Origin of the sequence: Haloferula sp. BvORR071 (assembly GCF_000739615.1) — a bacterium.
Lineage (GTDB): Bacteria > Verrucomicrobiota > Verrucomicrobiia > Verrucomicrobiales > Akkermansiaceae > Haloferula.
The window spans coordinates 153,484-164,829 of record NZ_BATP01000056.1 but is presented as its reverse complement, the minus strand read 5'-3'; the positions used below and the strand labels follow the sequence as shown (position 1 = coordinate 164,829).

General features: G+C 64.0%; 7 protein-coding genes. 3 read left to right on the top strand and 4 right to left on the bottom strand.

The features are described 5' to 3' along the window. The first annotated feature begins 121 nt into the window (after positions 1-121). Positions 122-1,036, top strand: a complete 915-nt coding sequence (locus tag BV071_RS27095) for a carbohydrate kinase (RefSeq protein WP_035614072.1) — start codon at positions 122-124, stop codon at positions 1,034-1,036. A gap of 67 nt (positions 1,037-1,103) precedes the next feature. Then, positions 1,104-2,426, top strand: coding sequence for a sugar porter family MFS transporter (locus BV071_RS27090; RefSeq protein ID WP_035614070.1), 1,323 nt, complete (start codon positions 1,104-1,106; stop codon positions 2,424-2,426). A gap of 331 nt (positions 2,427-2,757) precedes the next feature. Here BV071_RS27090 and BV071_RS27085 read toward each other — a convergent pair whose 3' ends face one another. Continuing rightward, complete coding sequence (locus BV071_RS27085) at positions 2,758-4,815, bottom strand: M13-type metalloendopeptidase (protein ID WP_052573937.1); 2,058 nt, start codon at positions 4,813-4,815, stop codon at positions 2,758-2,760. A 117-nt stretch (positions 4,816-4,932) separates the two neighbouring features. Here BV071_RS27085 and BV071_RS27080 point away from each other — a divergent pair, with 117 nt between their 5' ends. Then, positions 4,933-5,547, top strand: coding sequence for an exopolysaccharide biosynthesis protein (locus BV071_RS27080; protein ID WP_052573936.1), 615 nt, complete (start codon positions 4,933-4,935; stop codon positions 5,545-5,547). A 2-nt stretch (positions 5,548-5,549) separates the two neighbouring features. On the opposite strand, the gene BV071_RS27075 is transcribed toward BV071_RS27080, so the two are convergent. From BV071_RS27075 to BV071_RS27065, 3 genes are all read right to left on the bottom strand, one after another. Further along, positions 5,550-5,747, bottom strand: coding sequence for a hypothetical protein (locus BV071_RS27075; RefSeq protein WP_035614067.1), 198 nt, complete (start codon positions 5,745-5,747; stop codon positions 5,550-5,552). A gap of 212 nt (positions 5,748-5,959) precedes the next feature. Then, positions 5,960-7,015, bottom strand: coding sequence for an aspartyl protease family protein (locus tag BV071_RS27070; RefSeq protein WP_035614065.1), 1,056 nt, complete (start codon positions 7,013-7,015; stop codon positions 5,960-5,962). Beyond that, on the bottom strand, positions 7,012-11,319 hold the full coding sequence (locus tag BV071_RS27065) for an autotransporter-associated beta strand repeat-containing protein (RefSeq protein WP_035614063.1): 4,308 nt from the start codon (positions 11,317-11,319) through the stop codon (positions 7,012-7,014). The genes BV071_RS27070 and BV071_RS27065 overlap by 4 nt, the downstream gene beginning before the upstream one ends. Between the last annotated feature and the right edge of the window lie 27 nt (positions 11,320-11,346).

The following is an 11,346-nucleotide window of genomic DNA, read 5'->3' as shown; positions in this document are numbered from 1 at the left end:
AAAACTTACATATTCCCCGGAAAGGGGTTCTCAGGTCCGGGGACGGGCAACCAAGCTCATTCCCAACCCAAGCCCCACCGGTTCTCCGCCGGAGTGTGGGTTGCGCTTTTTTGAAACCCACATGAGACCACTCGTCATCGGACTTGGCGAACTGCTATGGGACATCCTGCCGGCAGGGCCGAGGATGGGCGGGGCGCCGGCCAATTTCGCCTGCCATGCGCAGGCGCTGGGCGCACGGGGAGCAATCGTCAGCAGCATCGGCGCGGATGATTTGGGGCGGCGGCTGCTGGAGTGCCTGGGCGAGCTGGGTGTGGCGACGGACGGGATCGCGGTGGATGTGGCGCGGCCGACGGGGACGGTGGATGTGGAGCTGGGAATGGATGGCCAGCCCTGTTTCACGATCCGCGAGGGCGTGGCCTGGGATGGCATCCCGGTGCAAGCGGCGGCGCTGGAGCTGATGGCGGCGGCGAGCGCGGTGTGCTTCGGCACGCTGGGGCAGCGCACGGCATCCTCGCGCACGGCGATCCGGCAGCTCCTGCAAGCGACACCCGCGGCAGCGCTGCGGGTCTTCGATGTGAATTTGCGCCAGAGCTTTTATTCAGCCGAGCTGATCCACGATTCGCTGGAGCTGGCGAATGTGATGAAGCTGAGCGACAGCGAGCTGCCAGCGATCGCGGAGCTGCTGAATTTGCGCGGCAGTGTGCGCGAGCAATTGGCGGCGCTGTTAGAGCGCTACCAATTGCGGATGATCGCCTACACCCGCGGGGCGGATGGCAGTCTGCTCTGGGACGGCCAACACTGGTGCGAACATGCGGGGCTGCCAGCGACGGTGAAAGACACCATCGGTGCGGGCGATTCCTTCACCGCGGCGACCACGCTGGGAATGCTGCAAGGCTGGCCGACCGAGTGGATCGCCGCGACTGCCAATGAAGTGGCCGCGCACGTGTGCTCCTGCGTGGGCGCGATCCCGCCGATACCGGAGGCGTTGAGGGAGAGATTCCAGTGGGGCAACGACCAAGCTCTGCGATCCGCGTAAAGCCAGCCTTCTCTTCTCCGTAAAACCCATCCCAACCGCCTCCAAGACCCTCTAGTTCCCGAAACCCATGAACAAACTATTCTTCTGGACGATCACGTCCGCCCTCGCCGGCTTCTTGTTCGGCTTCGATACGGTCGTCATCTCGGGGGCGGAGAAGAAGATCCAGCATTTGTGGGGACTGGAGGACATGGCTCACGGCATCGCGATCGGTTCCGCGCTTTACGGGATGGTGCTCGGCTCGCTGATCGGTGGCTGGCCGACGGATAAGTTCGGTCGCAAGAAAACGCTGCTCTGGATCGGCATACTCTATCTGCTGTCTGCGGTGGGCTCAGCGCTGGCGCAGGATGTCTACGTTTTCAGCATTGCACGCTTCTTGGGCGGAGTGGGCGTTGGCATTTCCACCGTGGCCTCGCCCTTGTTCATTTCGGAAATCGCGCCGCCGGACAAACGCGGCCGCCTGGCGGGCATGTTCCAGTTCAACATCGTCTTCGGCATTGTGGTCGCCTTCTTCTCGAATTGGGCATTGGCGGGCACTGGCGAGAATGCCTGGCGCTGGATGCTGGGGGTCATGGCCTTTCCCTCGGTGATCTACACCGCGCTCTGCTTCAGCCTGCCGGAGAGTCCGCGCTGGCTAATCAGCAAGAAGAACGACCGGAGCAAAGCAAAGGAAGTGCTGCGGCAGATCTCGCCGGATGTGCCCGATGAGGAGATCGAAGCGACGGTCAATCGCATTAGCAGCCACTCGGCGCATGGTGCACCCAGTGGTCCCTTCTGGTCCAAGCGGCTGAGGACTCCGATCATTCTCGCCTTCCTCATTGCCTTCTTCAACCAGCTCTCCGGGATCAATGCGATCCTCTACTTCGCTCCGCGGATTTTCGAGATGACCGGCTTGGGGGAAAAGACGGCCATGCTGACTTCGATCGGCATCGGGGTGACGAACCTGATCTTCACTTTCGCCGGGCTGTGGCTGATTGACCGGCTGGGTCGGCGCACGCTGCTTTACATCGGATCCTTCGGCTACATCCTCTCGTTGGGAGTCGTGTCATGGGCCTTCTACACTCAGAACTATAGCATCGTGCCGGCGTTTATCTTCGCCTTCATCGCGGCGCACGCGATCGGCCAGGGGGCGGTGATCTGGGTCTTCATCTCGGAGATCTTCCCGAACGAGCACCGTGCGATGGGCCAATCGCTGGGCAGCGCGACGCACTGGGTCTTCGCGGCACTGCTCACAACCTTCTTTCCGAAGATGGTCGGCTCTTTCCATCCCGGCGCGGTGTTCGCGTTTTTCGCCTTCATGATGTGCCTGCAACTTCTGTGGGTGAAGACGATGGTGCCGGAGACCAAGGGCACCGCGCTAGAGGATATGGAGGGGCAACTGGTGAGGCACTAGGGAAGCCTTTGCTCCACTTTGGGGGCTGAAGTTTCGGCCTCGCCGCTTTGAGGGGGATGTCCTCGGAGGCGAGCTTACGAGTTCTAGGAAGCTGCACGCCGCAGAACTTCTCGGAGTGGGTGGACCGACCTAGAACTCGTGTGGCGTTGGGCGGGGAGCGCGCGCACTCAAAGCGGCGATTCTGGCGCGCACTCCGAAAGCGGCTAGGGCCGCAAAAAAGGGGGACGTTGAAGGAGATGAAAACCTGCCTTCAATGGCGGGGATTCGCCCAGCCGGAATGGCGCAGCCATTCCGCTACGCTGGGGTGAATCCCTCGGTCGGCCTTTTGTCCTTACCAGATCCGGACGCGGTCCTCAGGCTTCACGTAGAGCTTGTCGCCGGGCTGGATCTTGAAGGCATCGTACCAAGCGTCGATGTTCCGCAGGACCAGGTTCACGCGGGCGATGGCGGGAGAATGCGGGTCGCTGTCGAGCTGCTTCTGCAGTGCTTCCTTGCGGATCTTCTGGCGCCAGACCTGCGCCCAGCCGAGGAAGACGCGCTGGTCGCCGGTGGTGCCATCGATCTCCGGCGCGGGCTTGCCACCGAGCGAGGCGCGGTAAGCCTCCAGGCCGAGGGTGATGCCGCCCATGTCGCCGATGTTCTCGCCCATGGTCAGCTTGCCGTTGATGTGCTGCCCGGGGAGGATCTCGATCGACTCATACTGCGCGCCGAGTTTGTCCGCGCGCTGCTTGAAGGTCTCCGCATCCTGCGGTGTCCACCAGTCCTGGAGCACACCGTCGCCATCCGACTTGCGGCCCTGGTCGTCGAAGCCGTGGCTGATCTCGTGGCCGATCACGCCGCCGATGCCGCCGTAGTTCACCGCGGGATCCGCCTGGGGATCGAAGAAAGGCGGCTGGAGGATCGCGGCGGGGAAGACGATCTCGTTCATCACCGAGTTGTAATAGGCATTCACCTTCTGCGGCGGCATGCCCCACTCATTGCGGTCCACCGGGTCATTCAGGCGATCCAGGCGGCGCTTCCAGCCGAAGCTGGCGCTGCCGCGGATGTTGCCCAGCAGATCCTCCGCGGACACCTGGTAGGCGGAGTAGTCGCGGAAGACATCGGGATAGCCGATCTTCACGCTGATCTTCGCGAGCTTCTCCTGCGCGGCCTTCTTGGTCTCCGCATTCATCCAGTCGAGCTTGTCGATGCGGATGGCGAGGGCCTTGCGGACATTGGCGACAAGATCGAGCATCTGGCGCTTCGACTCGGCCGGGAAATACTTGGCCACGTAGGCCTTGCCGACTTCCTCACCAAGCGCGTCGTTGGTGGCGGCGACGGCGCGCTTCCAGCGGGCAAGCGGCTCGACCTGGCCGGTCAGCACCTTGCCACGGAACTCGAAACTGGCATCGACGAAGGGCGGAGAAAGAAAAGGCGCGGCGGAATCCGCAGCTCCGAAGGCAGCCCAGGCCTTGAGCGTTTCCAGCGGAGTCTCGGCGAATATCTTGGCCTTCTTCGGGAAGGCCGACTTGTCGGAGACCACGATCTTGCCCACGCCGGCCACACCGCTTCCCTCCAACATGCGCGGCACATCGTAGCCCTCCACGAGCGCGGCGAGCTCGCCCGGGCTCATCGGGTTGTAGGTCTTGTCGCGGTCGCGCATCTCGGCGCGCTCCCAGCTCGCCTCGGCGAGCTTGGTCTCGAAAGCCATGATCTCCTTGGCGCGCGCCGCGGGCTCCGGCCAGCCAACCAGCTCTAACAGACGGGCGGCATAGACCTCATAAGCCTCACGGGTCTTCACGTAGCTGGCTTCCTGCTTGAGATAGGAATTGCGGTCCGGCAGGCCGAGGCCACCGGTGGAAGAGGAAACGACATAGCGGGCCGGATCCTTGGGGTCCGCGCCGATGCCCACGCCGAACAAGCCGCGGCTCAGGCTATCCGGCTTGCCGAGGAAGCCGGCGAGCTCCGCGTGGTTGGCGGCGGCCTTGATCGCGGCGAGCTCGGGCTCGAGCGGCTGGCTGCCCAGCTTCGCGGCGCGCTCTTCATTCATGTACGCGGCGTAGAAGGCAGCGATCTTCGCGGTGGCCGGATTGGGATTCTTCACCGCGTCTTCCAGGATCCCGCGCACGCGCTCTTCCGAAAGGATCCCCAGCTGATCGAAGTTGCCGATCCGCACGCGGTCCGGCGGGATCTCGGTGCGCTCGACGAACTTGCCATTGGCAAACTCGTAGAAGTCATCGCCCGGCTTCACGTCCAGATTGCGACCGCTGAGGTCGAAGCCCCAAGTGCCAAAGCGCTGGGCCGCGAGGCTCGGAGCCTCCGGAGCGGCCTCGGCGGAGACAGGACAAATGGCGGCGAGGTGGAGGGCCGGCAGGAGGAAGGCGAAGGAAAATGCAGACGGGCGGTGCATGGGACTAGCACCTCAGGTGCGGAGGGCGGCCACAAGGCGAAAATTGAGAGACCCCTCCCCTGCCCTTGCTGCGCCGATCCCTGCTTGCAATCGGTTAGACCGGTCCGAGCGTGACGGATGCCGGAGGAACCCAAAACCAAGACCCAGCCGCCCAAGAGCATGGGCGAGCTGCTCGATCGTTTCAAGGAGGCGGCGGAGCAAGGCGAGGAGGTCTCGGTGGACGACCTGATGAACGCGATCGGCCGCCGCTCCTTCGGCCCGCTGATCCTGCTGGCAGGCACAGTGATGTCCGCGCCGGGGATCAGCGATATCCCGAGCGTGGGGACCCTGAGCGGACTCTTCGTCGGCCTGGTATCCGTGCAGATCCTCTGCGGCCGGGATCAATTCTGGCTGCCGGGCTGGTTCCTACGGAGGAAAGTCTCAAGCAAGCGCATCCTCAAGATGGCCGGGAGCAAATGGACCCGAAAACCGGCGAAGTGGATCGACAAGTTCGTGACCCAGCGCCTGGAAGCCTTCGCGGGCCCTAAGACCAACCGGGTGGTGGCGGCGCTGTGCCTGCTGCTTGCGATCTGCGGTCCGCTCACGGAGTTCATCCCACTGAGTGGCATCGGCGTGGGCGCAGCACTGCTGGCCTACGGTATCTCGCTCGTCGCGCGGGATGGGCTTATGACCCTGATCGGCTTCGCGATCACCGCGGCCACAGTGAGCATCGCGCTGGTGGCGCTGACTTGACCTCAGTCTCCCAGCAGATCGCGGAGAATGCGGAGCGTCCGGAGTGAGGACTTTTTCGATGCCGGAGACGGCTTGGTGAGCTTCGAGGTTGGCCGCGGGACGGGGACACGGGTGCTCGGCGGTGCTTCCGCCTCGTAGCGGCCGGAGTCGGATCCTGAGTCCGGAGGCAGGTCATCCTGCAGGCGGGTATTGATATCCATTTTATGGGAGGGATAGGCGGTGGTCGGCAGAGACAGAGTTTCCCGGCTGAACCGCTTGGGACGTTCGCGCCATGGTACCGCGAACGGAATCAAGCGATGCCCGCTCAAGTCGCCGCCAAGGTAGCACAAGGCAGCTTGTATCCTTCTACGCACGTAGCGTGTATGATTTCACCACTGCGTTGTAGCTTCATAGAAAGTTGACGCTCACCAAACTACTCCGGCTCCGCCCAAATGCGGATCTTTCCGGCAGGACGATCGACAGTGATCCGATGGCTGGCAAAGAACACTGCGCCGATGACGGAGTGCTCGAAGGGCCGCAGCAGGCAGCGCTTGTCCGAAGTCAGCAGCTTGCCGGACACGCGCAGCTCCTTGGACTGGTAGTCCTTCGCGCTCGCGTCTCCCGCGAGAGCCCGCAACGCCTCGTGATAAGGTTCGTTGATGAGTAGGGTGTCCCCGATCACGGCACCGGAGTCGAGCATCAGGCGAATGTCGGTGCCGTCGAGCTGGGCGGCGACGACCGGGACCTTGGGATATTCCGGCAGGAGATCGAACTCGAAGTCGGCTGGCTTGCTCCGCTCTTCGGTAAAGCTCAGACGGGCGTTCTTGTAGTCGAGGGTCAGCGGCTTGGCGAAGAGCAGGTTGGCGCCTAGGATACCATCGAGCTGGCCCTCGAAGTCCGAGCGCTTCTTGCTCTCGTCGCGCATCACCGCGTGGAAGTCGCGGAAGCGGATGCCGCCGATCTCCATCTGCGGCAGCTTCACCAAGGAGACGACATCGCCTTTCTTGCCGTAGTTCCCGCCGGTGATGGTCATGCAGATCTCGACGAAATCGATGCCCGCCCGGCGGGCAAAGCCAGCATCGACGATCGTATCACTGGTCCCGGTATCGACCAGGAAAGTGCCCTCCACTCCATTGACGCGGGCCTTCACGAAAGCGCGCTTCGACTTCGCATGCACCTGCAGCGGGATATCAGCAAAGGTCCCATCCACCGCAGGATCGAGCTTCGGCTGGAGGCTGCGAACGGCATCCACCACCTTGGCCACCTCCTCGGCCCCCAGGTTGCCGCGGTGCTCCGGGTCGAAGGACTCGAAGACCTGGCGCATGCGTGGATGCAGGGGCGGTGGCCCGGTGACGTAGAACTCCTCCAGCGAGATCCGGCCGTCCTGGTCCTTGTCGAGCTCGCGGAAGGCATCGCCCGGGGCCGCCGCGGCAAGCCCCGCAGAAATTACGGCAAAGCCAGTAGCAAGAATGCGGCGCACGATGATCATGGATTCACAGTGACCTTCACGTGGATGAAGCGGGCCCTCACCGAACCGGTCGGGGCGGTCTCATGGGCGGTGAAGCGCGTGGTGCTGTTCTCCTCCACGGTGATCCCCGCGCCCGTCCAAGTGCCGAGCTCCGGGGAAAGCTCCGCGGCGAAGCCCAGGTTGATCGCGGCGGGATTCTTGGGCACCGAGACCTGCAGGTGACGGCTGGCCCCGATGGTCACCAAGCTGACGGACACCGGGTTGGCATTCGGCTGCAGCGGATGGGTTCCGAAGGCGTATTCCAGGATGTTGCTGATGCCATCGCCATCCGCGTCGGCGTCGGGCAGATTGGCACCGGCGCTCGCGCCGCCGAACATCTGGGTCTCCCAGCCGTCGAGGATCCCGTTGGCATTGCCGTCCGGATTGCCGGCGGGATACTGCAGGGTCTTGAGCGTGCTGTGGATCGTCGTCCACTGCCAGGTCCAGAGCTCGTCCTTGGCGCGCCCGACGGTCATCAGGTTGTTCGAGACCGTCTGGTGATAGAGACCGAGGTTGTGGCCGATTTCATGGCTCAGCGTGGAGGCGAACTGGCTGGCGGGACGCAGCAGGTGACAGCGGACATTGGCGCCGCGCGGCGAATCATCGGGGCCCAGGCCCATCGAGGTCCCGCCGCCATTGGTGCCGCCCAGGAAGTTGTCGTCCTTGTTGAAGCGCAGCATGAAGACGTTCGAGAAATACGAACTCTGGTTCGGCAGGGCACCGGATGTCATCGGCGACCAGATCTCCGAGTAGGTGTCGTTGAAGCTGCTGCCGTCGCCATTCTCATCCCACTCGTGGGTGATGATGCCGTTGTCCGTCCACTGGATGGCGATGTTAGCCTTGGCATACAGGGAGGAGATGTAGGCCATGATCTCGGCGGAGGCGTGCTTGAGCGCGTGGTCGCTTTCACCGGGATACTGGACGTAGGTGTAGGAGAGCGGCATCCAGCGCTGCGGGAAGGTCATCAGCTTCATGTAACCCACCACCGTGCCGCCGGCCTTCACCCACAGCATGGCGTTGCCTTCCGCCACGCCGGAGAGCTGGCAGCTGTCCGAGTTACCGCTGCGTGCATCCGGCGTGGCGGTGGCGAAGCTGGTATTGTCCACGCTGAAGGACAGCGGACCCCACTCGGCCGGATGGCTGAAGACCAGCTTCTCGGCGGCACCGCCGATGCCGAGCAACTTGCCCTTCAAATTGTCGTAGCTGGACGAGTTCGCGTTGGCCACGTCGCCGTCGTAGAAGAAGCAGTTGCCGGCTGCTGCCGTGACGACCAGTTCCGGATAGACCGGAATCACGGTGCTGCCTTGGCCATCGAACCAGAGGTCGCCGCCGGAGGCCAGCGCACCATCGGCATAGCCGCTCGAAGGCGCGAACAACTTGATCGAGGGTCCGCCGCCATAGGAACGCTCACCACAGGTCACCAGCGTGAGGCGCATCTCGTAGTTGGCATCGAAGTCCAGCACCGCAGGGGTCTGGAAGGTCACCTGGTAAGGGGTATCACCGAACAAAGTCTGGTCGAGATCCTCGGTAGTCTGCAGGAGGCGGCTGCCATTATCCTGGACGCGGAAGATCTCGAAGCGCAGCGTGGAGGGCGAAGTCTGATAGGCCGTGGTCTTGAAGCTCAGCGACCGCAGCTCGCAGTAAAGCGGGACATTGGCACTGTCGCGCGCGGCGAACTGGCCGAGGAAGGCATCACGGCGCGGCTTGAAGGATTGGGTCAGCGTGCCGCCCTCGTTCAGCGTGATCGCCGCGGATGAGGCCGGGGCAGCCATGCCGGGCAAGGTGCTGAAGGCGTAGTCCTGGATCTGGTTGGCCAGCGGCTGGCTCGCCGGGATCCCCTCCCCGGCCAGCGCGACCGTACGGGTCAGGCCGGAACCTGTGAGGGTGAGCGTCCCGGTCTGGACGCCATCGACCAGCGGCGAGAAGCTCACCGTGACGGTGGTCGAGCTATTTGCCCCCACGGACCAGCTCGCACCACCCGTCACGGAGAAACGTGGCTCCACCACCGCGGCCGTGCCGGAGATGGTGGTGGTGCCGAGATTGGTGATAGTGACGCTCATCGCGATCGTGTCGCCATTCGTCACCTGGCCGAAGTTCAGTTGCGCTGCATTGACCGACCAGGGCTGGACCTTCACCACGCCGGCGCTACCGCTGAAGCGGTTGTCATCGATGTGGTCCGCGCCGGAGCCGGGGGCTCCCCAGGTGCCCGCAGCTTGCTGCAGCGCGCCGAAGAACAAGGTGTCCACGGTCTCGGTCCCGCTGGGCGCGACCTTGCCGCCGTCGATCACCAGCTTGGTGCTGTCCGGCAGGGCGCTGCCATTGACCGCGAGCACGCCGCCCGCGACCCGGGTGTCACCGCCGTAGCTGTTAGGCGTGGCGGGATTGAGGCTCAGGGTGCCATTGCCGGCCTTCGTCAGGCCTGCGGCACCTGACAGGGTGCCGCTGTAGATGCCGGACTGGTGATTGCCGCCGACGGTCACCATGCCGCTGCCACCACCGGCTTTGGCAGTGCCGAGATTGAGGTTCACGCTGCCCTTCAAAGCCCCGATCACATAGGCGAAATTGTTGCTCGCGAGGTCGGCCATGATGCGGGTGCCGCTGAGATTCAGCGTGGCCTTCGCGAGGGCATTGGCATGGGCCAGGGTGATCTTGGCGTCGTTCTGGAAGGCAATATCGCCGGTGAAGCTGTTGTCGCCCGCCAGGATGAGGTTGCCCTTGCCGGTGGTGCCCGTGCCGGCGAAGTCGCTGTCCACTGAAAGGTTGCCGCTGCCGGAGATCGAGCCGGCAAGCGTCTGGGTCAGCACGCTCTTGAGGTAGAAGCCGCTGGTGCCGGAGAGGATGAGGCCGCGGTTGCAGGTGCCGCTGGCATTGTTCGGCGTCATCTGGATCACCGCGCCGCTCAGGGCGATGACGCTGCCCTTGCCGAACTCCGAGACGATGCCGGCATCCTTGAGCGTATTGGCGATCGTTACGGTCGAACCGTTGTCGGCATAGGCGGAAGTCCCGTGGATGGTGGTGGGGCCGCTGTAGGTATTGGCGGTGTTCAGGCCCACGGCAGCGCTGCCGGCAATGGTCAGGGCGGAAGCCCCGGCGGCGTTGTCCTTGATCACGCCGCTCACGGTGATGCCGCTGGCCCCGGGGTGGATCACCAGCTCGCGCTCCGCGCCGATGCTGAGGTCATTGCTGCCGATCGTCCACAGACCGCTGCCGGAATTCATCAGGCCATTGACCGAAAACAAGCTGGCACCGGGGGCCGTGGTGCCCGCGACGGCACCGATATAGCGGATGGTATTCACCGCGACGCTGGCGGGCACGCTGCCCGTGGCGGCGGTCAGGTCGTAGTTCCCATTGCCGCTGGTGTCACTGAGCGCGGCAGCATCGGCAGCGGGAGTGCCGGTTAAGGAGCCGACCACATTGCTACTAACGGTAGCGTACTTCAGGCCTGTGCTGCTGCCGGTGCTCGCCCAGGTGCCGAGGATGCCCCTGGCGTTGTTCGGGGCGCTGGTGGTGATGCTACCGGTCGCGGGCAGGGTGAAATTGAGCACCGCATTCGCATTGCGGGTGATGCCGCCGAGATTGAGGGAGCTACTCGCCGAGACCGAGGAAGTGAAGGTGATGCCAGCAGCCGAGCCACCGTTCAAGACCAGTCCGTTCACCGTCTGGCTGGAGACGCCGCTGGACTTGGCGCTCACACTGAGGATGCCACTGCCGAGGCTGAGCGGGCTGCCGGCCGGGATCAGGTCGGTGGCTGTCGCCATGTTGCCGAGGTTCAGGATTACCGTGCCGGTCTGGACCGTGAGTCCGCCGCTGAAGTCATTGGCGACCGTGCCATTGAGCGTGAGGGTAGCCGAGCCGGTCTTGGTCACGCCATTGGCCGGACTGCCGCTGAGCTTGGATGAGATCGTGCCGGAGCGCGTCACCGAGATCACTGGGGAGCTGCCCGTCAGGGTGACGGCGGAACCGCTGAGCGTGTAAGTTCCGCTGCTATTGACGATCGCCAGCCCACCGGCACTGAGGCCGGCGGGAAGCGTCACCGTGCCCGCGGTGGAGCCGCCGAAAATGGCGGTATCCCCAGCGGCACTATCCCATGCCCCGTGCGAGAGGGCATTGCCCAGGTCCCAGTTCTTGAGGCTGGCATTCCAAGTGCCCGCGCCGCCCGCACTGGCGGCGTCGCCATTCGTGCCGATATCGGCGGTGCCGCCATCCCACCAGCGGTCGGCAGCGAGAACGGGGAAGGAGGCCAAGCCCAACAAGAGGGCGGCCGGGAAGAAAGACTTCGATTCCATGGATGCTAAAAAACAAGACCTAACCAT

What these genes read in the sequence shown, in the direction of transcription:
- BV071_RS27095 (WP_035614072.1), top strand. Translation starts at nt 122, where the DNA reads ATGAGACCACTCGTCATCGGACTTGGCGAACTGCTATGGGACATCCTG.
- BV071_RS27090 (WP_035614070.1), top strand. Translation starts at nt 1,104, where the DNA reads ATGAACAAACTATTCTTCTGGACGATCACGTCCGCCCTCGCCGGCTTC.
- BV071_RS27085 (WP_052573937.1), bottom strand. Translation starts at nt 4,815, where the DNA reads ATGCACCGCCCGTCTGCATTTTCCTTCGCCTTCCTCCTGCCGGCCCTC.
- BV071_RS27080 (WP_052573936.1), top strand. Translation starts at nt 4,933, where the DNA reads ATGCCGGAGGAACCCAAAACCAAGACCCAGCCGCCCAAGAGCATGGGC.
- BV071_RS27075 (WP_035614067.1), bottom strand. Translation starts at nt 5,747, where the DNA reads ATGGATATCAATACCCGCCTGCAGGATGACCTGCCTCCGGACTCAGGA.
- BV071_RS27070 (WP_035614065.1), bottom strand. Translation starts at nt 7,015, where the DNA reads ATGATCATCGTGCGCCGCATTCTTGCTACTGGCTTTGCCGTAATTTCT.
- BV071_RS27065 (WP_035614063.1), bottom strand. Translation starts at nt 11,319, where the DNA reads ATGGAATCGAAGTCTTTCTTCCCGGCCGCCCTCTTGTTGGGCTTGGCC.